Below are 24,350 nucleotides of genomic sequence, written 5' to 3' on the forward strand. Positions count from 1 at the left end.
GAACGACCGCCCCGCGCCTGCCGCCGGGCGGACCTGCCGTTTGCCGGGATCCTCCATGCGCCACCTGTTCGCTTCGCTTGCCCTCATGCTCGCCACCAGTACCGCCGCCCACGCCGAAAAGCTGACCCTGGAGGCCATCACCGGCCCGCTGCCGCTGTCCGGCCCGACCCTGATGAAGCCCAAGGTGGCGCCGGACGGTTCGCAGGTCAGTTTCCTGCGCGGCAAGGACAGCGATCGCAACCAGCTGGATCTGTGGACCTACGACATCGGCAGTGGCCAGACCCGGTTGCTGGTTGATTCCAAGGTGGTGCTGCCCGGCACCGAGACCCTCAGCGATGAGGAAAAGGCGCGCCGCGAGCGCCAGCGCATCGCCGCCATGACCGGCATCGTCGATTACCAGTGGGCGCCGGACGCACAGCGCCTGCTGTTCCCGTTGGGCGGCGAGCTGTACCTGTACGACCTCAAGCAGCAGGGCGCGGCGGCCGTGCGCCAGCTGACCCACGGTGAGGGCTTCGTCACCGACGCCAAGCTGTCGCCCAAGGGCGGCTTCGTCAGCTTCATCCGTGGCCGCAACCTGTGGGTGATCGACCTGGCCAGCGGCAGGCAGCTGCAGCTGACCCACGACGGCAGCACCACCATCGGCAACGGCGTGGCCGAGTTCGTCGCCGATGAAGAGATGGACCGCCACACCGGTTACTGGTGGGCACCGGATGATTCGGCGATTGCCTTTGCCCGTATCGACGAGGCGCCGGTGCCGGTGCAGAAGCGCTACGAGGTCTACGCCGACCGCACCGATGTGATCGAACAGCGTTACCCGGCCGCCGGCGACGCCAACGTGCGCGTGCAGCTGGGCGTCATCGCACCGGCCGCCGATGCGCAGCCGCGCTGGATCGACCTGGGCAAGGAACAGGACATCTACCTGGCCCGCGTCGACTGGCGCGATCCGCAGCACCTGAGCTTCCAGCGCCAGTCGCGCGACCAGAAGCAGCTGGACCTGGTGGAAGTGGCACTCGACTCCAACCGCCAGCGCGTACTCGCCCACGAAACCAGCCCGACCTGGGTACCGCTGCACAACAGCCTGCGCTTCCTTGAAGACGGCAGCGTGCTGTGGTCGTCCGAGCGCACCGGTTTCCAGCACCTGTACCGCATCGACAGCAAGGGCAAGACCACCGCGCTGACCCACGGCAACTGGCCGGTGGACGAGCTGCTGGCGGTGGATGAGACGGCCGACAAGGCCTACTTCCGTGCCGGCATCGAAAGCCCGCGCGAAAGCCAGATCTACGCGGTCTCGCTGCAGGGCGGCGAGCCGCAGCGCCTGTCGAAGGCGCCGGGCATGCACAGCGCCAGCTTCGCCCGCAACGCCAGCGTCTATGTGGACAGCTGGTCCAACAGCACCACGCCGCCGCAGATCGAGCTGTTCCGCGCCAACGGCGAGAAGATCGCCACGCTGGTGGAGAACGATCTGGCCGATCCCAAGCACCCGTATGCGCGCTACCGCGACGCGCAGCGCCCGGTCGAGTTCGGCACGCTCAGCGCCGCCGACGGCAAGACGCCGCTGCACTACAGCCTGATCAAGCCGGCCGGCTTCGATCCGTCCAGGCGCTACCCGGTGGCGGTGTATGTCTATGGCGGCCCGGCCAGCCAGACCGTCACCGACAGCTGGCCCGGCCGCGGCGACCATCTGTTCAACCAGTACCTGGCCCAGCAGGGCTACGTGGTGTTCTCGCTGGACAACCGCGGTACCCCGCGCCGCGGCCGCGACTTCGGGGGTGCGCTGTACGGGAAGCAGGGCACGGTGGAAGTGACCGACCAGCTGCGCGGCGTGGCCTGGCTCAAGCAGCAGCCGTGGGTGGATCCGGCGCGCATCGGTGTGCAGGGCTGGTCCAACGGCGGCTACATGACCCTGATGCTGCTGGCCAAGGCGTCGAACCAGTACGCCTGCGGCGTGGCCGGCGCCCCGGTCACCGACTGGGGCCTGTACGACAGCCATTACACCGAGCGCTACATGGACCTGCCGGCGCGCAACGACGCCGGCTACCGCGAAGCGCGCGTGCTGACCCACATCGATGGCCTGCGTTCGCCGCTGCTGCTGATCCATGGCATGGCGGACGACAACGTGCTGTTCACCAATTCGACCAGCTTGATGAGCGCGCTGCAGAAGCGCGGCCAGCCGTTCGAGCTGATGACCTACCCGGGTGCCAAGCATGGCCTGTCCGGCGCCGATGCCCTGCATCGCTACCGTGTGGCCGAAGCCTTCCTGGGGCGCTGCCTGAAGCCTTGAAACACAGACGGGAAGGAGCCCGCCGATGACACTGCCGCCGCCGATTCCCACCCACGGCCCGAAGCCCGCCGGCTGGTGGTCCCGCCACTGGCGCTGGGCGATGCCCGTGGCCGTGCTGCTGGTGCTGGGCGGGGCCGGTGGCACGGTGGCCTGGAGCGTGCTGCGCTGGAGCGAGGCGGCACGCGAGAGCCCACCGATGCGCGAAGCGCTGCGTCGCGCCGGCTGCAGCATCGAACTGGTGGAAGCCTTCGGCGAGCCGCTGCGTGCCGAATCGATGCCGCTGGGCAGCATGCAGACCGCGATCAACGGCCAGCGTGACGTCGGCCTGACCGTGGCCCTGGAAGGTCCCCGCGCGCACGGCCGGCTGTTCGTGAAGGGCACCCGCAGTGACGACGTGTGGGACTACCCGGTGATGTACGTGCTGGGCGAGGACAGGCAGACCTTCGACCTGACCGCGCTGGACGACGATGAGGCCGCGCAGGAATGCGAACTGCAGGCCTGCCGCGAGCGCGGCGAATGCCCGCCGACGGCTGCGATGTGACCTCCACGGGCAGGCAACTGCGGGACGTCGACGGGGTAGAGTCGACCGGGTAGAGTCGACTGTCAGTCGACTGCTCTTCGATCAGATAGCGAAACCGCCGCGCTGCGCGCGATAGTCGACTGACAGTCGACTCTACGCCGGCGGGCTTCCGCGGAGCCCCGGCTGCACAACCAGCCCGCCATGACTTCCCGCCGATTGTCGCCACCGCGCTGAGCGCGTAGGGTGCGGGCAACCCTGTCCTGGAGTGCACCATGAAGCCGATCGCTTTGGCCGTTGCCCTGGCCCTGACCGCTGCACCGCTGCTGTCCGCACCGCCGGCGCTGGCCGCACCCGCCGCCAAGGCCGCCACGCCGGCCAGCCCGGCCTGGGTGGCCCGCAGCAATGCGCTGGCGCAGATCCTGCTCGATGCACAGGGCCCGTTCCAGCCGGAAGAAACCGGCTTCTTCGGCGTGCCCGGCTACGACGACAAGGTCGCCGACCTCGGCCCCGACAACGGCAAGCGCTACCGTGCCGCGATGGCCAAGGCCCGCGATGAGCTGAAGGCGAAGCTGGCCACCGAGAAGGATCCCAACGTCCGCCAGGACCTGGAGATCATGATCCATGCCGCCAACCAGAACATCGAAGGCAGCGAGCTCAACGAGAAGTACCTGCTGCCGTGGAGCGATGCGCCGCAGACGGTGTTCAGCGGCCTCAACCTGCTGCTGTCCGACCAGGTGCCGGCCGAGCGCCGTGCCAAGGCGCTTGGCCGCCTCAAGGCCTATGCCGGCCTGCAGCCGGGCGGCACCGCGTTCACCACGCTGGCCCGCCAGCGCTACGAAGAGCGCTTGAAGGACAGCAGCCTGCTGCAGCCGACGAAGATCGAAGTGCAGCAGTCGCTGGACAACGTCGAGACCTACATCACCGGCATCGAGTCGCTGCTGAAGAAGTACCAGATCGCCGACGCTGACGAGGCGATGAAAACCCTGGCCGGGCAGATGAAGGACTACGCTGCCTGGACCCGCAAGGAAGTGCTGCCGAAGGCACGCACCGATGCGCGCCTGCCGGCGCCGCTGTACGCCTACCAGCTCAAGCAGGTCGGCATCGACATCGATCCGAAGCTGCTGATGCAGCGCGCGCAGCTGGAGTTCATGGAAACCCGCTCGGCGATGCAGCAGCTGGCGCCGCTGGTGGTGAAGGCCAAGGGCCTGAAGGTGGCCGATCCCAGCGATCCGGTGGCGGTGATCCGCGCGCTGAAGGCCGACAAGATCGCCGACGACCATCTTGAAGGCCACTACCGCAAGGTGATCGACGCGATCGATCCGCTGATCCGCGAGCACGCCATCGTCGACGTGCCCAAGCGCGCCATGCAGATGCGCCTGGGTTCGGCCGCCGAGAGCGCGGCCAGCCCGGCACCGCACTTCCTGCCGGCGCCCCTGGTCAACAACACCGGGCAGCAGGGCACCTTCGTGCTGCCGCTGGGCAATCCGGCGGCGGGCCCGGGCGCGCAGTACGACGACTTCAACTTCGGTGCGGCGGCGTGGACGCTGAGCGCGCATGAAGGCCGCCCCGGCCACGAGCTGCAGTTCACCGCGATGGTCGAGCGTGGCGTGTCGCTGGCACGCACCATGTTCGCGTTCAATTCGGTGAACGTGGAAGGCTGGGCGCTGTATGCCGAGGCCGAGATGGTGCCCTACGAACCGCTGGACGGGCAGATGATCGCCCTGCAGTTCCGCCTGCTGCGCGCCGCGCGCGCAATGCTCGACCCGATGCTCAACCTGGGCCTGACCGACCGCGCCAACGGCGAGCGCGTGCTGATGGAGCAGGTCGGCCTGTCCAAGGCGATGGCCACCCAGGAACTGGACCGCTACATGGTGCGCATGCCGGGCCAGGCCGGCAGCTACTTCTACGGTTACACCCGCATCCTGGAGCTGCGCATGCAGACCGAGCTGGCACTGGGTGCGAAGTTCGATCGCCTCGCGTTCAACAACTTCCTGCTCGACCAGGGCCTGCTGCCGCCGGACCAGCTGGCCGACGCGGTGAACAAGGTGTTCGTGCCGAAGTACACGCGCTGAACCCCTCCGGTAGTGCCGGCCGCTGGCCGGCATTCCTCTGGCGTAGAGAGGATTTCTGAGGTTGCCGGCCAGCGGCCGGCACTACCTGCGGTGAGGCTGCCGCGTCACCGCTGCGGCGTGATCACCTGCGTCGGCAACCGCGCCGGCGGTTCCGGGTTGGGTACCCAGATCGCCACGCCGGCGGCGCGCTTCTGCGTGGTCGGAATACCAATGCCGACGCCGCCACCCACGTGCGAGCCGAACGTGCCGGCGCCCACGGACATGCCCACCGGCGAGCCGCTGCTGCCCACGCCCATCAGCACCACCCCATTGGCGCCCAGTGCGGCGGCTTCACGCTTCAGGCGCGCCACTGCAGCGTCGGTCTGGCCCTGCGTGCCGAAGCCCACGGCAGACGCCGATTCCAGCTGCGCGATTTCCTGGGAGCCGGCCGGTGGCGTGGAATAGATCTGGACCAGTGCCGGGTCGATCGGCGCGCGGGCGCGGCCCAGCATGACCTTGGAGGTGCTGGCACAACCGGCGGCGACCAGCAGGATGGCCGCCAACGCGGCCCAACGGATGTTCATGGCACGACCCCTGTAGGACTGGTTGCGATCATCGGCGGGCTACTCTGAATCGGTGCCAACCCCCCGGCCAGGGCAGCCACGGCCGCACGCTATCACGGTGCGGGTGACAGCCCCGCCAAGGGCAGTAGGCGGCGGCAGCGGGAACGACTATGGTGGGGACAGGAACCAACGACGGGAGAGCGGAATGGGTGTGATCAGTCTGTTGTGGGGCGTGCTGGCGCTGCTGTGGATGATCCTGGCGCTGATTCCGCTGCTCGGCTGGGGCAACTGGTTCCTGATCCCGTTCGCCGCCGTCGGTGCGGTGATCGCCGCGCTGGGCATCCTGTTCACCCACCCCAGCAAGCGCGGCCGGGCCTGGGCCGGGCTGGTGCTGAACGGCATCGTGGTGGTGGTCGGCATCCTGCGCCTGGGCCTGGGGGGCGGCGTGATCTGACCCCGGCGCCGGGTGCGACAGGGCGTCGCAGGTGCACGGCTGCCGGCCGGGCAGGGGCGTACAATGAGCGGCTGCGCGAGCCCCCCGCGTGCCTGTGAATCCGCGCCCGGCGCGGCTGCCCGATGATCATCCGACCCCGTCCCCACGGCTGGCAACTGCTGTACATCCTGCGCGGCTCGATCGTCAAAGCGATCGCGCCGAAGGTGCTGGCCATCCTGATCCTGTCCATCGCCGTGGCGGCGGTGGTGGAGCTGGCCCCGCCGACCGGCATCGAGCGCGTGTCGGTCACGCCGTTCACCCTGCTCGGCCTGGTCCTGTCGATCTTCCTCAGCTTCCGCAACAGCGCCTGCTACGAGCGCTGGTGGGAAGGCCGCAAGCTGTGGGGCCAGCTGGTCTACGAATCGCGTTCGCTGGCCCGCCAGGTGAACCTGCTGCTGGCCGATGACCCCGGCCGCCGCCGTCGCATCGCCTATCTCACCACTGCGTTCGCCCATGCGCTGGCCGCACGCCTGCGTGGGCGCATCGTGGCCCTGGCCGCCTTGCCATGGCTGGACAAGCCGCAGCGCGAGCAGCTGGGCCAGCGCGAGAACGTGCCCGATGCCCTGCTGTCGATGATCGCGGCCGAGCTGGCCCAGGCGCTGCGCGCCGGCGAGCTTGATCCGATCCTCTACACCCAGCTGGAGGAGCGGCTGCACGCCATGTCGTCGATCCAGGCCGGCTGCGAGCGCATCCTCACCACGCCGCTGCCGTTCGCCTACACCCTGCTGTTGCACCGCTGCGCGTGGATGTTCTGCGTGCTGCTGCCGTTCGGCCTGGCCAGTTCGCTGGGCTGGGGCACGCCGGTGCTGTCGGCGGTGCTGGCCTATGCCTTCTTCGGCCTGGACCAGCTGGGCGAAGAAATGGAAGACCCGTTCGGCCTGGAGCCGAACGACCTGCCGCTGGACGCGCTGGTGCGCACGATCGAGATCGACCAGCTCGACGCGCTCGGCGAACGCCCATTGCCCGAACCCCTGCTGCCGCAGGGCTACCTGTTGCAATAGCCACTCTTCGGAGCCTGCCATGTCCCATCCGCTTTACCGCCCGCGCCGCATGCGCCACGACGAGTTCTCGCGTCGCCTGATGCGCGAGAACACGCTGACCACCGATGACCTGATCTACCCGGTGTTCGTGCACGAACTGGCGGGCCGCACCGCAGTGCCGTCGATGCCGGGCGTGGAGCGGCTGTCGATCGAAGAGCTGCTGAAAGTGGCCGAAGAGGCGCTGGAGCTGGGCATTCCGGTGATCGACCTGTTCCCGGTGATCGACCCGTCGCTGAAGTCGCTGGACGCATCGGCGGCGTGGGCCGAGGATGGCCTGGCGCAGCGTGCGATCCGCGCGCTGAAGTCGCGCTTCCCGGAACTGGGAGTGATGACCGACGTGGCGCTGGACCCGTACACCACCCACGGCCAGGACGGCATCATCGACGACAAGGGCTACGTGCTCAACGACATCACGGTCGAAGCGCTGGTCAAGCAGTCGGTGTCGCACGCCGAGGCCGGCGTCGACATCGTCTCGCCGTCGGACATGATGGACGGCCGCATCGGCGCGATCCGCCGTGCACTGGATGCCGAGAACCACATCAACGTGCGCATCATGGCCTACTCGGCCAAGTACGCCTCGGCGTTCTACGGCCCGTTCCGTGATGCGGTGGGCAGCGCGGCCAGCCTCGGCAAGGCCGACAAGAAGACCTACCAGATGGACCCGGCCAACGGCGACGAGGCCCTGCGCGAGATCGCGCTGGACCTGGAAGAGGGCGCCGACATGGTAATGGTCAAGCCGGGCATGCCCTACCTGGACCTGGTGCGCCGGGTGAAGGAGACCTTCGGCGTGCCGACCTTCGCTTATCAGGTCAGTGGCGAGTACGCGATGATGAAGGCCGCCTTCGCCAACGGCTGGCTGGACGAGCGTGCCTGCGTGCTGGAGTCGCTGCTGGGCTTCAAGCGGGCCGGTGCCGACGGCGTACTGACCTATTTCGCGCCGCAGGTGGCGCGATGGCTGCGCGAGCGCTGACAATAGCGCCACGATAGACGGAGGACTGCGCGATGGGACCCGAACTGGGATGGATGCAATGGCTGATCTGGGGCACCGGTACGCTGGTGTTCGGCGCCATCATCGTCGGTGTCTTCATCGCCGCGTGGCGGGCCGGCAAGCGCCCGCCGGAACAGCTCTCCGCTGCCCGCCGCGTGGCCCGTGAGCAGGCGCTGCCGGACAGCGTGCAGGCCGAGCTGGCCGCGTTGAACCAGCGCAAGGACAACGGCCAGCTGAGTGAGCTGGAGTACGAGCAGCAGCGTGCCAAGGTGTTGTCGCGCTGACGGGCAATGCCCGGGGTCGGATCCCTTTCCGCAGGAAAGCGCTCTGACCCCTTCGCGGGCGCCATCCACGCGCGGCGTGGATCTACCGCACGCACCCGGCCACCGCCGCCACCTTCGGCACCGCCAACCGGTACACGTCCACGCCACCGGCACGCGGGGCCTTCGCCGCGCTGCTGACCACCAGCATCTCCGCCGGCTTGGCGTTGTCGATCACCGGCGCGCCGGTCCAGCCGCCGGCCTGGTTGAACGACAGCCCCAGCGGCTGCAGCGCCGCGCCGCTCCACGCGCAGCCGCTGCTCCACACCTGCGCGGTTGCACCGCTGCCGCGGCTGAACACCACGGCGCCATCCTGGCCCAGCCAGTCGCCGTCGGTTTCATCGTCGGCGCTGTTCAATGCGCTCAGCGCGCTGGCCGGGCCGCGCCTGCCGTTCGCATCCAGCGGCGCCACGAACAGATCCCAGCCAGCGCCGCGGCCCTGCTGGCGGGCAAACAGCAGCTGCTTGCCGTCCACGCTCAGCGCCGGCCCGCGCTCTTCCCGGCGCCCGCCGTCACCGGCCAGCGGCTGCGCAGGGCCCAGCTGGCCGTCGGCGGCCAACGCGGCGCGGTACAGCGCCAGCGCGCCCTCGCGACCGGCCGCGAACAGCAGCCAGCGGCCATCCCGGCTGAAGTAGGGATCGCGGGCTTCACCGGCCACGCTGACCGGCAGTGCCTGGGCCTGCTGCCAGCGGCCGTCCACCACGCGCGCCTCCCACAGGCCCCAGCCGGCCTCGCCGCGGCGGGCGAAGACGATGCGCTGGCCATCGGCGCTGATCGTGGCGCGGCCCTCGTCGGCGCGGGTCGAGACCACGCCCATGCCTTCGATGCCGTACTCGTTCAACGCCATCGCCACGGGGGCAGAGAGTAGACTGGCGGCGAGCACCAGCAGGGGCGGGGTGATGCGCATCATCCAGATCCGTGCATGAAAGAGCATCAGTCTAGCCAGCTTGAGGATTCCATGACCGACCGTTACGCCGTCTTCGGACACCCCGTTGCCCACTCGAAGTCGCCGCAGATCCACGCGACGTTCGGTCGCCAGGAAGGCATCGCCATCGACTACCGTGCGATCGACCTGGCGCCGGATGCCTTCCTGGCCGGGCTGGACGCCTTCGCCGCCGAGGGCGGTGTCGGCGCCAACGTCACCCTGCCACACAAGGAAGCCGCGTTCTCGGTGTGCACCACGCTGACCGCACGGGCGCGCCGCGCCGGCTCGGTCAACACGCTGCTGCGCAAGGGCGACCGCTGGCACGGCGACACCACCGATGGCATCGGCCTGGTGCGCGACCTGACCGACCGCCATGGCCTGGACCTGCGTGGCCGCCGCGTGCTGATGATCGGTGCCGGTGGCTCGGCGCGCAGCGTCGCACCGGCGCTGCTGGATGCCGGCATCACCGAACTGGTGGTGGTGAACCGCACGCCGGAGCGCGCCGATGAACTGATCGACGCGATGGGCGAGCCGGGCCGCGCGATCAGCCGCTACTGGGAAGACCTGCGCGAGCTGGGCGACTTCGAACTGATCGTCAATGCCACCTCGGCCGGGCGCGACCGCGACGTCGAGTTCAAGCTGCCGCTGTCGCTGGTCAATTCGATGACCACCGCCGTCGACCTGAACTACGGCGAGGCGGCCATCGCTTTCCTGGCCTGGGCCCGTGCGGCGAACTGCCGCAATACCGTGGATGGCCTGGGCATGCTGGTCGAGCAGGCGGCCGAGAGCTTCCTGCAGTGGCACGGCGTGCGCCCGCAGACCGACGAGGTCTACCAGTCGCTGCGCCAGGGCTCGGCCGTGCTGGCCGGCGAGGACTGATCGATGGACAGCACGACGTTGATGGTGACCGTGCTGAGCATGGTCGGCGTGCGCCTGCCGGTGCTGATCGCGCTGTGCATCGGCCTGGTCTGGGTGGTCGGCGCGCCGCGCGATGCCACCCGCACCGGTGCCCTGGTCGGCCTGCTGCTGTTGCTGCTGTCCAGCCTGGGCGGCCTGGCGGCGGGCATGCTGCCGATGTGGCTGGTCAGCAGTGGTAATTTCGGCGCCGTGTCGGGCATGGGTGCCATCCTCGGCGTGCTGCATTTCGCACTGGCCATGGTCGAGGCCATCGGCGTGGTGCTGCTGGTGTGGGCGCTGGTGCGCCTGCTGCGTAGCCGTCCCGCCCCGGTCGCCTGAGCGCTGGCGCCGGGCCACGCCCGGCGTGTTTCGCCCCTGTGCGGCGCGGGCTTCGGACCGTGCGCGCCGGCGGGCGTCGTCGCTGGCTCGTTCAGGGTGCCGGCAACAGTGAACGCGGCCGGCCATGCGACAATGACCGGCCTGATCCAGCCACGGTAACTCCCGGCGTGACCGAAACCGTCGCCGCTCCGCGCACGCTCGATGACCCCTTGAAGGACGCGATCCGCAAGGCGTACACGACGCTGCAGGCCAATACGCCCGGCTTCTCCACCCGCCGCTCGCAGAGCCAGATGATCGGCGTGGTGTCGCGCGCGCTGTCGAAGAGCGGTGGCGTTGGCGTGGTCGAGGCGCCCACCGGCGTCGGCAAGAGCTTGGGTTACCTCACCGCGGGCGTACCGATTGCGCTGGCCACCAAGAAGAAGCTGGTGATCAGCACCGGCACCGTGGCGCTGCAATCGCAGCTGGTCGAGCGCGACATTCCCAATTTCCTCAAGGCCACCGGCCTGGAAGCGACCGTGGCGCTGGCCAAGGGACGCACCCGCTACCTGTGCACGCGCAATGCCGCCGAGGCGCAGGGCGAGGGCTCGCAGGGCGGCATGTTCGAGGACGACGCGCCACTGTTCGACCGGCCGCTGGCGCCGATCGAGATGGACATCGCCAAGCGCCTGACCGACGCCTTCACCAGCGGCAGCTGGGATGGCGATATCGACAATGCGCCGGAGACCATCAGCCCCGGCCTGCGCAGCCGCATCACCACGCCGGCCTCGGGCTGCGCCGGGCGCCGCTGTGCCTACTCGGCGCAGTGCGCGGTGCTGCGCTCGCGCAATACCGTGCGCGATGCGCAGATCGTGGTCACCAACCATGCGCTGCTGCTGTCGGCGCTGTCGATCGGTGACAGTGACAACGGCCAGCCGTTGATCGCCCCGCCGTCGGACATGCTGCTGGTGCTGGACGAGGGCCATCACATCGGCAACGTGGCGATCGACCAGGGCGCGGCCAGCCTGGCGCTGGACGAGATGGCCAAGCGTACCGGCCGCCTGCAGATCCTGATCGCCGGCGCCTACCGCGCGGTCGACAAGGACCGCCTCGGCAACCTGCTGCCGAACGAAGCGATCGAAGTCGCCAGCAACGTCGCCAAGCAGCTGCGCGCGTTCCGTGACCACGTCGAGCGGGTGTGGATGCCGGCGCCGGCGGACGAAGAGCCGATGTGGCGCGCGGCCAACGGGCGCCTGCCCGAGGCTTGGCGCGAGCCGATCGAGGCGCTGGCCGACGATACCCGCAGCCTCTACAACTGGGCGCATGCGGCCACCGCGCAGGTAGCCAAGGGCAAGCCGGACGATGCCGCGCGCGAGCGCCTGCAGCGCAACCTGGGCATGGCGCTGGAGATGATCGAGCAGCAGTACAACCTGTGGCAGGCCTGGCGCCGCGAGGACAAGGATGGCGCGCCGCCGATGGCGCGCTGGGTCACCGCCACCCGCGATGGCGACCTGGTGCTGCACGGCTCGCCGGTGTCGGCCGCGCACGTGCTGCGCAAGCTGCTGTGGGATGAAGTGGACTCGGTGGTGATGACCTCGGCGACGTTGACCGGTGGTGGCGATTTCCAGTCGCTGGCGATCGACAACGGCATCCCCGAAGACGCCGAGATGGTCTCGCTGTCCTCGCCGTTCGACCTGCCCAACCAGGCCGAGCTGATCGTGCCGAAATTTCCGGTCACGCCGGACGACCGCGAGGGCCATCCGCGCGAAGTGGCGCGCTATCTCGACACCGAACTGGACTGGGCCAAGGGCTCGATGGTGCTGTTCACCTCGCGCTGGAAGATGGAGAAGGTGGCCGGCCTGATGCCGGCCGCGCGCCGCAAGCAGGTGCTGGTGCAGGGCGAGATGTCCAAGACCCGGCTGATCGAGGAACACCTGCGGCGTGTCGAGGCAGGCGAGGGTTCGGTGCTGTTCGGCCTGAACTCGTTCGGCGAGGGCCTCGACCTGCCCGGCGAAGCCTGCACCACGGTAGTGATCACCCAGGTGCCGTTCGCGGTGCCGACCGACCCGCAGACCGCTACCCTCAGTGAATGGTTTGAGGGGCGTGGGCTGAATGCCTTCAACCTGATCGCCATTCCGCATGCGTTGCGCACGCTGACCCAGTTCGCCGGCCGCCTGATCCGCACCTCCACCGACACCGGCCGCGTGGTGATCCTCGACTCGCGGCTGCTGACCCGCCGCTACGGCAAGCGCATCATCGACGCGCTGCCACCGTTCAAGCGCGTGATCGGCTGACCGGTAGTGCCGGCCGCTGGCCGTCAAAAAGGGGACGGAGGGGATTAAGTCGTTTTAGGCACAAACGACTTAATCCCCTCCGTCCCCTTTTTCCAGATGCCGGCCAGCGGCCGGCACTACCGGATCGGCATCAATCGCCGAGCAGGGCGGTGTTGCGTACGGCGCCCTTGTCGGCGCTGGTGGCCAGCAGGGCGTAGGCCTTCAACGCGCTGGTGACCTTGCGTGGGCGCGGCGCGCGCGGCTTCCAGCCGCGTGCATCGGCATGGGCGCGGCGCTGGGCCAGCGTGGCCTCATCCAGCAGCAGGTCGATGCGGCGGGCCGGGATGTCGATGCGGATGCGGTCGCCGTCTTCCACCAGGCCGATCGTGCCGCCGCTGGCGGCTTCCGGCGAGACGTGGCCGATCGACAGGCCCGAGGTACCGCCGGAGAAACGGCCGTCGGTGAGCAGCGCGCACTGCTTGCCCAGCCCCTTCGATTTCAGGTAGCTGGTCGGGTACAGCATCTCCTGCATGCCGGGGCCGCCCTTGGGGCCTTCGTAGCGGATCACCACCACCTCGCCCGGCTGCACTTCGTCGGCGAGGATGCCGGCGACGGCGGCGTCCTGGCTTTCATAGACGCGCGCGGGGCCTTCGAACACGTGGATCGATTCGTCCACGCCGGCGGTTTTCACCACGCAGCCATCCACGGCCAGGTTGCCGCGCAACACGGCGAGGCCCCCTTCCAGCGAATACGCATGCTGCAACGAACGGATGCAGCCTTCGGCACGGTCCACGTCCAGCGTCGGCCAGCGCGTGGCCTGGCTGAAAGCCTCCTGGGTGGGAATGCCGGCCGGGCCGGCCTTGAAGAAGGTATGCAGGGTGTCGTTGTCACTGCGCACTACATCCCAGCGTTCCAGTGCGTCGGCCAGGCTGGCGCTGTGTACGGTCGGCACCGTGGTATCGAGCAGGCCGGCACGGTCCAGTTCACCCAGGATGCCGAACACACCACCGGCGCGGTGCACGTCCTCGATGTGGTACTTGGGCGTGTTCGGCGCCACCTTGCAGAGCTGCGGTACGCGCCGCGACAGCGCATCGATATGGGTCAGGTCGAAGTCGACCTCCGCCTCCTGCGCAGCGGCCAGCAGGTGCAGGATGGTGTTGGTGGAACCGCCCATGGCGATATCCAGGGTCATTGCATTGGCGAACGCGGCCTGGGTGGCGATGCCACGCGGCAGTGCCGTCGGATCCTCGCCGCCATACCAGCGGTGGCAGAGTTCGACGATCAGGCGGCCGGCGCGGCGGAACAGCGCTTCGCGGTCGGCATGGGTGGCCAGCGTGGTGCCGTTGCCCGGCAGCGACAGGCCCAGCGCTTCGGTCAGGCAGTTCATCGAGTTGGCGGTGAACATGCCCGAGCAGGAACCGCAGGTGGGGCAGGCGCTGCGCTCGAACGCGGCCACCTTCTCGTCGGAGGCGCTGTCATCGGCGGCCACCACCATCGCATCGACCAGGTCCAGCTTGTGCTCGGACAGCTTGGTCTTGCCCGCTTCCATTGGCCCGCCGGAGACGAACACCACCGGGATGTTGAGGCGCAGCGCGGCCATCAGCATGCCGGGGGTGATCTTGTCGCAGTTGCTGATGCACACCAGCGCGTCGGCGCAGTGCGCGTTGACCATGTACTCCACGGCGTCGGCGATGATCTCGCGGCTGGGCAGCGAATACAGCATGCCGTCGTGGCCCATCGCGATGCCGTCGTCCACGGCGATGGTGTTGAATTCCTTGGCGACGCCGCCGACCTGTTCGATCTCGCGCGCGACCAGTTGGCCGAGGTCCTTCAGGTGCACGTGGCCGGGCACGAACTGGGTGAAGGAGTTGGCGATGGCGATGATCGGCTTGTGGAAGTCGCCGTCCTTCATGCCGGTGGCACGCCACAGGGCGCGGGCGCCGGCCATGTTGCGGCCGGCGGTGGAGGTACGGGAACGGTATTCGGGCATGGCGGGCGGAACGGGCGGGCCGTACGACGTGGGGGTCGCCCGATCATGGCCAATTTTTTCGGTTGCTGCTGCAACCACCGGAGGTGGTCCGGCCGGGCTGCGCCCGCACCCGCGGTAGTGCCGGCCGCTGGCCGGCAACCTCAACAGCAACAGCGGGGCTATCCGTGGGATGGCGGGGTGGGTCCGGCTGCGGGGGACGGCGCTCTGCGTTGCTCTTGGCAGGTGTCGACCCTGGTCGACACGGTAGATCCACGCCATGCGTCGATGATGGAGAGCGACGAAGATGAAAGGCCGTTCATCTTTCGCACTTTGCCGATTCCGGTTGCTGGCCCGGATTTGGCATCATTGGGGCATTGATCCGTCGACAGGGCATGAGGCCATGAAACGTTCCCGCACCACCGCGCTGTTGCTGATGAGCGCCGCGCCGCTGCTGTTCACCGCCTGCCAGAAGGAGCCGGAGGTGAAGGTGCAGGAAGGCCTGTATACCTCCGTCGAGGCCTGCACCGAGGCTACCGGCGATCCCTCGTCGTGCCGCAACGCCTTCGCCGAAGCGCAGAAGCAGGCCGCCGATGCGGCGCCGAAGTACGCCAGCAAGGAAGCCTGCGAGAAGGACTACAAGCCGGAGCAGTGCGTGCAGCAGCACACCTCGGCAGGCACGTCGTTCATCGGCCCGATGATGATGGGCTTCTTCATGTCGCAGATGCTGAGCAACCGCGGCGGCCTGGCGCCGCAGGCACCGGCGTCGGCGCCGGCCTACCAGGACAGGAATGCGGGTTGGGCGCGCCCGGCACCGGGTGGCACCGGTGGCTTGAACACCGCCAGCGGCATCGGCGCCGGCAAGGCCGGCCTGGCGCCGGTCACCAGCGAACCGAACCGTGCGGTCACTGCCAGCCGTGGTGGCTTCGGCAACACCAGCGCACGCCGCAGCAGCAGCGGCAGCTACGGCGGCTGATCGACCCATGCAGCGCATCCGGATTGCCGAGCGTGCCCAGTGGCGGGCACGCGCGGAAGAGGCGGGTTTCCGCTTCCACACCATCGACGGCCAGCCGTACTGGGATGAACGCGCGTATTACGCGTTCACCCTGCGCCAGATCGAGCAGGACATCGAAGATCCCAGCGCCGAGCTGCACCAGATGGCGCTGGATCTGGTCGGGGATGTCATCGGCAGCGAACGCTTGATGGACCAGCTGGCGATTCCGTCGCACTACCGCGACTGGATCGCCGACAGCTGGCGTCAGCGCCAGCCGCACCTCTATGGGCGCCTGGACCTGGCCTACGATGGTACCGGCCCGGCCAAGCTGTACGAACTGAACTACGACACGCCGACCTCGCTGTTCGAGGCCAGCTTCTTCCAGTGGCAGTGGCTGGAAGACCAGCGCAATGCCGGTCGCCTGCCGCAGCATGCCGACCAGTTCAACGCGATCCACGAAGCGCTGGTCGAGCGTTTCGGCGAACTCGCCGCGCAGCTGCCGCCGCCGCTGTACTTCAGCGCGGTCGGCAGTTCGGAGGAAGACCGTGGCACGGTCGAGTACCTGCGTGACTGCGCATCCCAGGCCGGCCTGCATGGCCAGGCCATCGCCATCGAGGACATCGGCCTGTCCGAGGACGGCCGCTTCACCGCGCTGGATGATTCGGTGATCGGCACGCTGTTCAAGCTGTACCCGCTGGAAGACCTGATGGCCGAAGAGTTCGGCCGCGCGCTGCCCGGCTCGGGTGTGCAGCTGCTGGAGCCGGCGTGGAAGGCGGTGCTGAGCAACAAGGGCATCCTGCCGTTGCTGTGGCAGCGCAACGTCGGCCATCCGAACCTGCTGGAAGCGCATTTCGACGATGGCAGCACGCTGGCCTCGGGCTGGGTGCGCAAGCCGCTGTTCTCGCGCGAAGGCGCCAACATCGAGATGCACCTGGCCGATGGCAGCACCCAGCGCAGCGACGGTCCCTACGATGGCCCGGCGATCATCCAGCGCGCCCATCCGCTGACCCGCTTCGAAGGCGGCTACCCGCTGATCGGCAGCTGGGTGATCGGTGACCACGCCTGCGGCATCGGCATCCGCGAGGACGACAGCGCGATCACCCGCGACAGTGCGCGCTTCGTGCCGCACGCGATCGTCGACGAGGCGCCGACGCGGATCTACGTCTGATGACGGTGCGGCGCTGGCCTGGCCGGCATGGGCGTGCCACGCCCGTGCCGGGTCGGCATTTCGATGACGGGCGCAGCCTGCAGGCCTTCGCGGACCGCGTCGCCGTCTGCTGCCATCGCTGTGACACTCCCGGTTGGGTGATCGCCCGCTGGGAACCCTATCGGTGGACCGCGCGTTTCCGCTGCACCGGTTGCAGTTCTGCGCTGGACAGCGGCGACTGGGTGGGGGCGGTCTGCATGCTGGGCCGCCAGCCCTGTGGATTCTGTGGGCATCAGTGGCTGCATGTATGCCGGCGGATTCCCGCTGGCATGCCTGCGCCTGCATCGTTCCCCGCCCGATGCGCGCAGTGCGACCGCAGCACCGAGGTCACCGTCTCGACGCGCCCCCTGCGTGACGCGGAGCCGGCCGATCCGCATTTCGGGTTGCCGCTGCGCCTGGTCGAATCGACCCGCGCGGGCCTGTTGTGGGCTTACAACGCCGAACATCTGCAGGCACTGCACGAATACGCGAGCGCGACGCTGCGCGAGGGCCGCGGCCATCATCGATCCATGTTCTCGCGCCTGCCGCAGTGGATGAAGCTGGCCCGCAACCGGGTGCTGCTGCAGCGCGCGGTGGCGCGGTTGCAGCGGCGGTTGTTGCAGGGGTAGTGCCGGCCGCTGGCGGGCAACCGTTGCTGGTAGATGCCGACCTTGGTCGGCGCTGTGGGTTCTGTGCCAACCAAGGTTGGCACCCACCAACGAGATGCGTCGGTAGCGCCGGGCCATGCCCGGCGGCGGCAACTCCGGTCAGAGCAGCCCTTCGCGCTTCACCGCCAGGTAGCGCTCCACCAGCGCGCCGGGCAGGGCGTCGGCGGTCACGTCCAGCACCATCACCTTCTCGCTGCGCAGTGCCTCGTGCGCCTTCGCGCGCTGCTGCAGGTACAGCGCGGCGGCACCGGCCTGGGTGGCGTCTTCCAGGGTCTGCACGTCACCCTCCAGTGCGCCGTCCAGTTCGCGCTCGCGCAGGCTGGCCACGCACACCAGGTGGCGTTGCTGCAGCAGGCGCACCGCGGCCAGCAGGTCTTCGATGTCCTCGTCGCGCACGTTGCTGACCAGCATCACCAGCGCACGCCGGCGCTGGCGCAGCGATACCTCGGTGGCGGCGGCCAGGTAGTCGGTGGCCACCGCACGTGGCTGCAGGTCATAGCTGGCGCGCAGCAGGTGCTCGACCGTGCCCATGCCGCGCTGCGGCGCCACCCAGCGGCGTTCGCCCCCGGCAGCGTACAGGCCGGCAGCGTCGCCCTGGCGCAGCGCCAGGTAAGCCACCACCAGCGAGGCGTTCAATGCGTGGTCGAAATGCGAGAGTCCGCCTTCGCTGGCCAGCATGCGCCGGCCACTGTCCAGCATCAGCAGCAGCTGCTGGTTCTTCTCGTCCTGGTACTCGCGCGAGATCAGCTTGCGCGCACGTGCGGTGGCCTTCCAGTCCAGCTGGCGCAGGCTGTCGCCGATGCGGTACTCGCGCATCTGGTGGAAGTCGGTGCCTTCGCCACGGCGGCGCTTCACGTGCGCACCGACCAGCCGCGAGGCCTGGTCGGCACTGAACAATGCGAAGCGGGTGAGCGGCACGAAGTTCGGATAGACCCGCACCTCCAGCGCCGGCGGCAGCGTGCGTTGCTGCCACCACAGGCGCCACGGCGAACGCATGCGCAGGTGCACCCCCTCGAAGCGGAAGTGCCCACGCTGCAGCGGCTGCAGGTGGTAGTGCAGCGTGGACGCCGTACCGGCCTGCAGGTGCACGCGCTGCGGCAGCGATTCCAGCGGCCAGCCGCCGGGCACCAGGTCGAACACCTGCACGGTCATCGATTGCTCGGCCTGCAGGCGCAACGCCGCCTCGCGGCGCACGCCCAGTGCCAGCGCTTCGGGCAGCTCGCGTTGCACCTGCGGCGATGCACGCCGCCACTGCCGCCACAGGTCCCACAGGGCGGGCAACGCGATGGCCACGGCTGCCAGTGCCCAGCTCCAGCGCGGCAGCCATCCGCCCAGCACCAGCCCGCCCAGGGCGGCCCAGGCCAGCAGCAGCGCCAGCAGCAGCGGGGCCGGCCTCATCGGCGCGGCGCTTCCACCTTGGCCAGCAGCGCGCCCAGCACGTCGTCGGCGCCCTGGCCCTCGATCTGCAGTTCCGGCGCCAGTGCGATGCGGTGGCGCAGCGCCGGGCGGGCGATATCGCGCACGTCGTCCGGCGTGACGAAGTCGCGGCCGCCCAGCACCGCCTGTGCGCGCGAGGCACGGACCAGCGCGATGCTGCCGCGCGGGCCAGCGCCGACGGCGATGCCCGGCCACTGCCTCGTGGCCGCCACGATCCGCACCGCGTAGTCGATCACTTCGTCATCGACGGTGATCGCCGCAGTGGCACGCTGCAGTTCCAGCAGCTCGCCGGCACCGAGCACACGCGGCACCTGGCTCAGGTCGAAATCGCTGGCAGCGCGGCCGCTGGTGATCGCGGTCACCATGCGCTTCTCGTCCTCCAGCTGCGGGTAGTCGATCAGCACCTTCAGCAGGAAGCGGTCCAGCTGTGCTTCCGGCAGCGGGTAGGTGCCTTCCTGCTCCAGCGGGTTCTGCGTGGCCAGCGCCATGAAGGGCGGCGCCAGGGTGAAGGCCTTGCCCTCGATGGTCACCTGGCCTTCCTGCATCACTTCCAGCAGGGCCGACTGGGTCTTGGCCGGGGCACGGTTGATCTCGTCGGCCAGCAGCAGGTTGGTGAACACCGGGCCGCGCCGGATCTTGAAGCTCTCGCTCTTCGGGTCGTACACCGCGTGGCCACTGACGTCGCTGGGCATCAGGTCGGGGGTGAACTGCACGCGCCCGTAGTCCAGCTCCAGGGCCTGTGCCAGTGCGCGCACCAGCAGGGTCTTGCCCAGCCCGGGCACGCCCTCGATCAGCACGTGGCCACCGGCCAGCAGCGCCACCAGGATCTGGTCCAGTACATCGGCCTGGCCGATGAAGGCGTGTCCAACGGCGGTGCGGATGGCATCGACGCGTTCGATCAGGCGGGCGTTGGCGGCCGCCGGCAGCTCGGGGACTTCGGTCATAGCAGGGATCTCATCTGGAGCAGCAAGCGGATGCGCTCGCGCAGGGCGGAGGAATCGTGCGGTGGCGGGGGCGTGAGCGCGCTGGCAACACGGCCTTGCGGCCATTTCAGCAGTTCGGCGATGGCCTGATCGCGCGGCGCACCGTCCAGGGCAGCGGCTACCGGTGCGCGCAGCCGCAGGCGATGCAGGAACAGGGCGCGCACGGCGTCGTACAGGCGCGCGCCGTGGCCGAAGCGCAGCAGCAGCTCGCCACTGGCACGCACGTGTTCCAGCAGCGAGCGGCGTTCCAGCACCGGCGACGGCAGCAGGCTGCCGAAGCGTTGCGAGCGGGCCCACAACCAGCCCAGCAGGGCCAGCAGCAGCGGCGCCCACAGCGGCCAGCCCTGGTAGAACAGGCGCGCCCACAGCGACGGCGGGCGGCTGGCATAGACCAGCCAGAATGCACCCTTGCCGTAATTCGGGTCGAGCAGGTAACGGGTCAGGTCGCGGTGCGAGAGATCGTGCAGGCCGTCGCTGGCCTTGCCCGCAGCCGACGCCAGGCGTGCCGCCGGCGACTCCACCTCGCCGCGCATGAATTCCATGTCGGCCAGCACGCTCACCTTGCCCTGGCCATGGTGCAGCCGTGCGAACACCAGGCCGTGCTCGTTGCCCCAGCGCCGTTCAGCCCGCGCACTGGCGGCAAAACCCAGCGTGAAGCGACGGCCGCCGCAGAACTCGACGTGGCTGGGATCATCGATGACGTGGAATGGCTGGCAGTGGCTGCGCTGGTACAGGCTGTCCACGCCCAGCTGGTCCAGCAGGGGGCCCTGCGTGCTGCTGGCGTCGTCCTCGGCCGGTGGTGGCGTGCGCACCAGCAGATGGCCACCGCCATCCACCCAGTCCAGCAGCGCTCTGGCCGTCGGTGCCGGCAGCTCGCTGCTGTCCTGCAGCAGCACCACCGTATCGTGCCGGCCCAGTGCCATCTGCTGCAGCTCCAGCCGGGGGCGCGAGTGCACCTCGATGCCATCGGCGCGCAGTGCCTGGCCCAGCACGTACAGCGGGTTGTAGCCGGCCTCGCCCTGCGGCGGCAGCTGCACGGTCTCGGTGACCCGCTCATGCGTGCGCAGGTAGAGGATCGTCAGCGGTACGCCGAACAGCACCAGCGCGCCCAGCAGCAGCGACCAGAACAGGCGCGGGCTCATGCCAGCCACCTGTACTGCTGGCGCAGCGTGTCGGCCAACGCATCGAAATCGGCGCGGCTGGGCAGGCGGCCACCGTAGGCGGCGTACTGCCACATGCGCACGATGCGCGCGAACAGGTCACGGTCGGTGGCGTCGGGCATGCGCCGCGAGGCGCGAAGGCATTGCGCTTCGGTGGCGCCGGGGGGAAGCGCGATGCCGCTGCGCTCGCCCACCGTGCGCACGCTGGCGCGGTACAGCAGGGCCAGCGCCTGCCGCGGCCGGCCCTGGTCCCACAGCAGCCCGGCCTGGGTCGCCACGTCCGGCGGCAGCACGACCGGCAGCTCCACCTGTTCCTCCACCACCTGCGGTGCAGCCTCGGCCTTGCGCCGGCCACTGCCGCGCAGCCACGGCAGCCACAGCCGCGCGGTCAACAGCAGGACCAGCAGCAGGACGCCGAGCAGGCCCCACAGGCCCCATTCGGCCAGGCGCGCCAGCCAGGCGATGCCGGCCTTGCGGTTGCTGCGCTCACCGGTGTCGCCGCGTTCGCGCTGCAGCGTCTTCTCTTCCTTCTTCTTGTCCTCGGCCTGTTCGATCGGCTTCCAGCGCGTGACCTGGCGGGTCGGGCGCTGCAGCGGATCTTCATAGGCGCGGTTCACCGCCTGGCGGAAACCGGCGGTATCCACCGGCGCCGCGCCGAAGATCACGGTGGGCGTGTTGGCCGGGTCGTTCTCCGCGGTGGCCGGTTCTCCCGCACTGTCGTCGTTCGCTTCGGCATCGTCGGGCTGCGCAGCGACCGTCTGCGCGTCCTGCGCGTGCGCGGGCGCGCAGGCCAGCGGCAGCGCAAGGCAGAGCAGCAGGGCCAGCGTCGATGCCGCCGGCAGCAGACGCTCGCGCAGGCGGCGCAGGGCGATCTCCACGTCCCAGGCTTCCATCTGCGTGCGCCGGTTCAAGTACAGGCCGAACCCGGCGCCGACGTAGAACGGACCGATCAGCACCGAGGCCAGCCAGCACGCCAGGTTGAAGCCCAGTTGCGCCCAGGCCGGCGTGTCCCGGCCGATCATGTCCCATGCGGCCCGCCACGATTCGGACATCAGCTCCAGTGGCATGAACATGAACACCGCGCCGATCGCACCGGACACCAGCACCGCTTCAAACGCCATGCAGGCCACGGTCAGCACGGCAGCGGCACCCGCCGCGCCAGCGGCCACGGCACGGCGGCGTGCGCCGCGCTGGGCCGGCGCATTGCCCTCCAGCAGGTTCACCGGCAGGCACAGGCTGCGCAGCACGCTGAAGCGGCGCCAGCCCAGGTAGCCCCAGAAGCCAGCGTTGCCCCAGCGGCGCTGCGCGCGCAGCGCCGCCAGCGTACCCACCGGCTCGCCGAAGATGCCACGCGACAGCACGTACAGCGGCGCCCGTTCGAACAGCGGCTTGCACCACCACATTGCCAGCCACGCCCAGCCGAATGCATCCAGCCACCAGCCCAGCGCGTTGAAGACCACGAACAGCGGCGCACTGGCCAGCAGCCAGCTGCCCCACACCGCGCGTGCGTGGCGGCGCGACAGGGCACTGCCCAGCTCCATCGCTTCCCAGCCACTGCGCGCGCGCAGCACCACGTCCAGGTGGTCAATGCGCATGGCCGCCTCCGCGCCCGCCGCGCCACAGCCACAGCAGCACACCGGCCCACAGCACGCCGGCCACGCTGAACTTGCCCCACGCCGGCACTTCGGCAATCGACGACCAGAACGCTTCGATGAACGCAGCCACCAGCAGCATGAACGCCACGCCCAGGCACAGGCGGGCACCGATGCGGCCGCCCTCGACCAGCGCGTCCAGGCGGCTGCGCCGGCCGGGGGCCAGCAGTTTCATGCCCAGCTGCAGGCCGGCACCGCCGGCGATCACGATCGCGGTCAGCTCGAAGGCCCCATGGCCTGCGACGAAGCGCCAGAACGGATCGCCATGGCCGATGTGCTGCAGGTGGCCAGCCACCGAACCGATGATCACGCCGTTGAACAGCAGCACCAGCAGCGTGCCCAGCCCGGCCAGCAGGCCGCTGGCGAAGGTGCGCAGGGCGATGCTGATGTTGTTGAGGATGTAGTGGCCGAACATCATCCAGTCGGTCCCGCTGTCACGCCCGAGGCGCTCGGCAGCGGGATCGTACATGCGCTCCATCTCGGCGATCTGGCGGTTGTCCATCACCATGTGGATCAGGTCCGGGTAGACCTGCACCAGCACGAAGCAGGCCACCGCCGGCAGCGCGAACATCGCCAGCGCCACCCACATGCTGCGCGCCTGGCTGCGCACCAGCAGCGGGAAGTCGGCCACCAGGAATTCCAGCGCACCGCGCCAGCGCGTCGGCGGCGTGCGGTACAGCACGCTGTGGCCCTGCTGCATCAGCTGCTGCAGGCGCTGCACCAGCTGCGGGCTGTAGCCGCGCTCGCGGGCCAGCGCCAGCTGCTGGCACAGGCGCCGGTAGCGCTGCGGGAACGCGCTGTCGTCCAGTGCCAGCTCGCTGCGCTGGCGGCGCTTGCGGCGCGAAGCGCCGGCCCGCAGCAGCAGCCAGTGCTCCAGGTCCTGCCATTCCTGCTGGTAGCGGGCGACGAACTGTTCCTGCTTCATCGCCGCCCCAGCAACCAGTTGGCCATGGCATACAGGCGCAGCACGCCGACCTGGCCGTGGGTGCCGGTCAGGGGTTCGGCAATGCCGGCCAGTTCCTGCTGGCGTGCCGACGACAGCCGTGGTGCGCGCTCGGCGAAGGCCATCAGCGCGGCCTGTTCCTCCGGCCGCAGTGGCTGTGGCGGCGCCAGCGCGCTGTCGATGGTCGGTGGCGGCGGCAGGTACAGTACCGGTGCATGCACCACCACGGTGCCGGCGACCAGGTCGCCGAGGCGGCGGCCATGCGGATCGAACAGGCTGCTGACCAGGCCCAGCGCATAGCCGAATGGCAGCATGTCCACGGTGCGCAGCAGGTTGCGGGTGATGGCGGCCATCCAGCCCACCGGCGCGCCGTCGCGCGCGAGCACGCGCAGGCCCAGTGCGCGCTTGCCCAGGGTGCGGCCCCACCGCGCTTCGCAGACGATCGGGTAGGCCCAGTAGACCAGGAACATCAGCACCAGGCCGAGCCCGGAGCCGAACGTGTCCAGCAGCGCCAGCGGGATCGACATCAGCACCAGCACCGCGATGCGCACGCCCAGATCGATCAGCCAGGCCATCGCCCGGGGCACCGGGCCGGCCGCCGGCAGCTGCAGCGGCACACCCTCCGGCGTCACCACCTCGCGGTAGGTATCGAGCATCGGTGCGGCCATCAGCGCGATGGCCTTCGTTGTGGGCGC

Annotated in this window: 22 protein-coding genes; 13 read left to right on the forward strand and 9 right to left on the reverse strand. The window is 69.5% G+C overall.

The features are described 5' to 3' along the window. Positions 1-55 precede the first annotated feature (55 nt). The 3 genes from BLS66_RS09230 (at position 56) to BLS66_RS09240 (ending at position 4,873) form a co-directional block, all read left to right on the forward strand. On the forward strand, positions 56-2,281 hold the full coding sequence (locus tag BLS66_RS09230; RefSeq protein WP_074725704.1) for a S9 family peptidase: 2,226 nt from the start codon (positions 56-58) through the stop codon (positions 2,279-2,281). A 25-nt stretch (positions 2,282-2,306) separates the two neighbouring features. Beyond that, on the forward strand, positions 2,307-2,822 hold the full coding sequence (locus tag BLS66_RS09235; protein WP_049465248.1) for a cytochrome c oxidase assembly factor Coa1 family protein: 516 nt from the start codon (positions 2,307-2,309) through the stop codon (positions 2,820-2,822). 251 nt (positions 2,823-3,073) lie between these two features. Continuing rightward, the gene (locus BLS66_RS09240) at positions 3,074-4,873 is read left to right on the forward strand and encodes a DUF885 domain-containing protein (RefSeq protein WP_074725705.1); all 1,800 of its coding nucleotides are present in this window, start codon (positions 3,074-3,076) and stop codon (positions 4,871-4,873) included. A gap of 104 nt (positions 4,874-4,977) precedes the next feature. Here BLS66_RS09240 and BLS66_RS09245 read toward each other — a convergent pair whose 3' ends face one another. Continuing rightward, positions 4,978-5,436 (reverse strand): hypothetical protein, encoded by a 459-nt coding sequence (locus BLS66_RS09245; protein ID WP_005420187.1) that lies wholly within the window; start codon positions 5,434-5,436, stop codon positions 4,978-4,980. Between the two features lie 184 nt (positions 5,437-5,620). Between BLS66_RS09245 and BLS66_RS09250 the strand changes: the two genes are divergently transcribed. The 4 genes from BLS66_RS09250 (at position 5,621) to BLS66_RS09265 (ending at position 8,220) form a co-directional block, all read left to right on the forward strand. Beyond that, positions 5,621-5,869: a hypothetical protein gene (locus BLS66_RS09250; RefSeq protein ID WP_006475755.1), complete on the forward strand. Its 249-nt coding sequence runs from the start codon at positions 5,621-5,623 to the stop codon at positions 5,867-5,869. A 122-nt stretch (positions 5,870-5,991) separates the two neighbouring features. After that, positions 5,992-6,909, forward strand: coding sequence for a bestrophin family protein (locus BLS66_RS09255; protein ID WP_049459544.1), 918 nt, complete (start codon positions 5,992-5,994; stop codon positions 6,907-6,909). A gap of 19 nt (positions 6,910-6,928) precedes the next feature. Continuing rightward, positions 6,929-7,918: a porphobilinogen synthase gene (gene hemB, locus BLS66_RS09260; protein ID WP_049459543.1), complete on the forward strand. Its 990-nt coding sequence runs from the start codon at positions 6,929-6,931 to the stop codon at positions 7,916-7,918. Positions 7,919-7,950: 32 nt separating this feature from the next. After that, positions 7,951-8,220: a hypothetical protein gene (locus tag BLS66_RS09265; protein ID WP_049465253.1), complete on the forward strand. Its 270-nt coding sequence runs from the start codon at positions 7,951-7,953 to the stop codon at positions 8,218-8,220. Between the two features lie 82 nt (positions 8,221-8,302). Here the strand turns inward: BLS66_RS09265 and BLS66_RS09270 are convergent, their stop codons facing one another. Next, the gene (locus tag BLS66_RS09270) at positions 8,303-9,166 is read right to left on the reverse strand and encodes a TolB family protein (RefSeq protein ID WP_074725782.1); all 864 of its coding nucleotides are present in this window, start codon (positions 9,164-9,166) and stop codon (positions 8,303-8,305) included. Positions 9,167-9,214: 48 nt separating this feature from the next. Between BLS66_RS09270 and aroE the strand changes: the two genes are divergently transcribed. The 3 genes from aroE (at position 9,215) to dinG (ending at position 12,687) form a co-directional block, all read left to right on the forward strand. Beyond that, positions 9,215-10,060: a shikimate dehydrogenase gene (gene aroE / locus BLS66_RS09275; protein WP_049465255.1), complete on the forward strand. Its 846-nt coding sequence runs from the start codon at positions 9,215-9,217 to the stop codon at positions 10,058-10,060. Between the two features lie 3 nt (positions 10,061-10,063). Then, positions 10,064-10,417, forward strand: a complete 354-nt coding sequence (locus BLS66_RS09280) for a hypothetical protein (RefSeq protein ID WP_074725706.1) — start codon at positions 10,064-10,066, stop codon at positions 10,415-10,417. A gap of 167 nt (positions 10,418-10,584) precedes the next feature. Then, positions 10,585-12,687 carry an ATP-dependent DNA helicase DinG gene (gene dinG / locus BLS66_RS09285; RefSeq protein WP_049465259.1) on the forward strand — a complete coding sequence of 701 codons (2,103 nt, stop codon included), beginning with the start codon at positions 10,585-10,587 and terminating at the stop codon, positions 12,685-12,687. Positions 12,688-12,817: 130 nt separating this feature from the next. Here dinG and ilvD read toward each other — a convergent pair whose 3' ends face one another. Continuing rightward, positions 12,818-14,656, reverse strand: a complete 1,839-nt coding sequence (gene ilvD / locus BLS66_RS09290) for a dihydroxy-acid dehydratase (protein WP_053505438.1) — start codon at positions 14,654-14,656, stop codon at positions 12,818-12,820. Between the two features lie 379 nt (positions 14,657-15,035). Here ilvD and BLS66_RS09295 point away from each other — a divergent pair, with 379 nt between their 5' ends. Genes BLS66_RS09295 through BLS66_RS09305 form a run of 3 tightly spaced genes read left to right on the forward strand, consistent with a single transcriptional unit; the run spans position 15,036 to position 17,441 of the window. Next, positions 15,036-15,608, forward strand: a complete 573-nt coding sequence (locus BLS66_RS09295; RefSeq protein WP_049465264.1) for a DUF1190 domain-containing protein — start codon at positions 15,036-15,038, stop codon at positions 15,606-15,608. 7 nt (positions 15,609-15,615) lie between these two features. After that, a complete protein-coding gene (locus BLS66_RS09300) occupies positions 15,616-16,794 on the forward strand; it encodes a glutathionylspermidine synthase family protein (RefSeq protein WP_074725707.1) in 1,179 nt (392 codons plus the stop codon). Beyond that, on the forward strand, positions 16,794-17,441 hold the full coding sequence (locus BLS66_RS09305) for a hypothetical protein (RefSeq protein WP_074725708.1): 648 nt from the start codon (positions 16,794-16,796) through the stop codon (positions 17,439-17,441). Before BLS66_RS09300 ends, BLS66_RS09305 begins: the two co-directional genes overlap by 1 nt. A gap of 138 nt (positions 17,442-17,579) precedes the next feature. On the opposite strand, the gene BLS66_RS09310 is transcribed toward BLS66_RS09305, so the two are convergent. The 6 genes from BLS66_RS09310 to BLS66_RS09335 are packed head-to-tail and all read right to left on the reverse strand — an operon-like array spanning position 17,580 to position 24,323. Further along, positions 17,580-18,878 (reverse strand): DUF58 domain-containing protein, encoded by a 1,299-nt coding sequence (locus BLS66_RS09310; RefSeq protein WP_074725709.1) that lies wholly within the window; start codon positions 18,876-18,878, stop codon positions 17,580-17,582. After that, positions 18,875-19,861 (reverse strand): AAA family ATPase, encoded by a 987-nt coding sequence (locus tag BLS66_RS09315; RefSeq protein WP_074725710.1) that lies wholly within the window; start codon positions 19,859-19,861, stop codon positions 18,875-18,877. Before BLS66_RS09315 ends, BLS66_RS09310 begins: the two co-directional genes overlap by 4 nt. Continuing rightward, positions 19,858-21,042 carry a DUF4350 domain-containing protein gene (locus tag BLS66_RS09320; protein ID WP_074725711.1) on the reverse strand — a complete coding sequence of 395 codons (1,185 nt, stop codon included), beginning with the start codon at positions 21,040-21,042 and terminating at the stop codon, positions 19,858-19,860. Before BLS66_RS09320 ends, BLS66_RS09315 begins: the two co-directional genes overlap by 4 nt. Next, the gene (locus BLS66_RS09325; RefSeq protein WP_074725712.1) at positions 21,039-22,655 is read right to left on the reverse strand and encodes a DUF4129 domain-containing protein; all 1,617 of its coding nucleotides are present in this window, start codon (positions 22,653-22,655) and stop codon (positions 21,039-21,041) included. The genes BLS66_RS09320 and BLS66_RS09325 overlap by 4 nt, the downstream gene beginning before the upstream one ends. Beyond that, a complete protein-coding gene (locus BLS66_RS09330; RefSeq protein WP_057493950.1) occupies positions 22,645-23,637 on the reverse strand; it encodes a stage II sporulation protein M in 993 nt (330 codons plus the stop codon). The genes BLS66_RS09325 and BLS66_RS09330 overlap by 11 nt, the downstream gene beginning before the upstream one ends. Further along, complete coding sequence (locus tag BLS66_RS09335; protein WP_049465276.1) at positions 23,634-24,323, reverse strand: RDD family protein; 690 nt, start codon at positions 24,321-24,323, stop codon at positions 23,634-23,636. The genes BLS66_RS09330 and BLS66_RS09335 overlap by 4 nt, the downstream gene beginning before the upstream one ends. Positions 24,324-24,350 lie beyond the last annotated feature (27 nt).

Origin of the sequence: Stenotrophomonas pavanii (assembly GCF_900101175.1) — a bacterium.
Classification (GTDB): Bacteria; Pseudomonadota; Gammaproteobacteria; order Xanthomonadales; family Xanthomonadaceae; genus Stenotrophomonas; species Stenotrophomonas pavanii.

What these genes read in the sequence shown, in the direction of transcription:
- hemB (WP_049459543.1), top strand. Translation starts at nt 6,929, where the DNA reads ATGTCCCATCCGCTTTACCGCCCGCGCCGCATGCGCCACGACGAGTTC.
- ilvD (WP_053505438.1), bottom strand. Translation starts at nt 14,656, where the DNA reads ATGCCCGAATACCGTTCCCGTACCTCCACCGCCGGCCGCAACATGGCC.
- BLS66_RS09330 (WP_057493950.1), bottom strand. Translation starts at nt 23,637, where the DNA reads ATGAAGCAGGAACAGTTCGTCGCCCGCTACCAGCAGGAATGGCAGGAC.
- BLS66_RS09270 (WP_074725782.1), bottom strand. Translation starts at nt 9,166, where the DNA reads ATGATGCGCATCACCCCGCCCCTGCTGGTGCTCGCCGCCAGTCTACTC.
- BLS66_RS09295 (WP_049465264.1), top strand. Translation starts at nt 15,036, where the DNA reads ATGAAACGTTCCCGCACCACCGCGCTGTTGCTGATGAGCGCCGCGCCG.
- BLS66_RS09245 (WP_005420187.1), bottom strand. Translation starts at nt 5,436, where the DNA reads ATGAACATCCGTTGGGCCGCGTTGGCGGCCATCCTGCTGGTCGCCGCC.
- BLS66_RS09325 (WP_074725712.1), bottom strand. Translation starts at nt 22,655, where the DNA reads ATGCGCATTGACCACCTGGACGTGGTGCTGCGCGCGCGCAGTGGCTGG.
- BLS66_RS09315 (WP_074725710.1), bottom strand. Translation starts at nt 19,861, where the DNA reads ATGACCGAAGTCCCCGAGCTGCCGGCGGCCGCCAACGCCCGCCTGATC.
- BLS66_RS09255 (WP_049459544.1), top strand. Translation starts at nt 5,992, where the DNA reads ATGATCATCCGACCCCGTCCCCACGGCTGGCAACTGCTGTACATCCTG.
- BLS66_RS09235 (WP_049465248.1), top strand. Translation starts at nt 2,307, where the DNA reads ATGACACTGCCGCCGCCGATTCCCACCCACGGCCCGAAGCCCGCCGGC.
- BLS66_RS09230 (WP_074725704.1), top strand. Translation starts at nt 56, where the DNA reads ATGCGCCACCTGTTCGCTTCGCTTGCCCTCATGCTCGCCACCAGTACC.
- aroE (WP_049465255.1), top strand. Translation starts at nt 9,215, where the DNA reads ATGACCGACCGTTACGCCGTCTTCGGACACCCCGTTGCCCACTCGAAG.
- BLS66_RS09310 (WP_074725709.1), bottom strand. Translation starts at nt 18,878, where the DNA reads ATGAGGCCGGCCCCGCTGCTGCTGGCGCTGCTGCTGGCCTGGGCCGCC.
- BLS66_RS09335 (WP_049465276.1), bottom strand. Translation starts at nt 24,323, where the DNA reads ATGGCCGCACCGATGCTCGATACCTACCGCGAGGTGGTGACGCCGGAG.
- BLS66_RS09300 (WP_074725707.1), top strand. Translation starts at nt 15,616, where the DNA reads ATGCAGCGCATCCGGATTGCCGAGCGTGCCCAGTGGCGGGCACGCGCG.
- BLS66_RS09250 (WP_006475755.1), top strand. Translation starts at nt 5,621, where the DNA reads ATGGGTGTGATCAGTCTGTTGTGGGGCGTGCTGGCGCTGCTGTGGATG.
- BLS66_RS09305 (WP_074725708.1), top strand. Translation starts at nt 16,794, where the DNA reads ATGACGGTGCGGCGCTGGCCTGGCCGGCATGGGCGTGCCACGCCCGTG.
- BLS66_RS09320 (WP_074725711.1), bottom strand. Translation starts at nt 21,042, where the DNA reads ATGAGCCCGCGCCTGTTCTGGTCGCTGCTGCTGGGCGCGCTGGTGCTG.
- BLS66_RS09265 (WP_049465253.1), top strand. Translation starts at nt 7,951, where the DNA reads ATGGGACCCGAACTGGGATGGATGCAATGGCTGATCTGGGGCACCGGT.
- BLS66_RS09240 (WP_074725705.1), top strand. Translation starts at nt 3,074, where the DNA reads ATGAAGCCGATCGCTTTGGCCGTTGCCCTGGCCCTGACCGCTGCACCG.
- BLS66_RS09280 (WP_074725706.1), top strand. Translation starts at nt 10,064, where the DNA reads ATGGACAGCACGACGTTGATGGTGACCGTGCTGAGCATGGTCGGCGTG.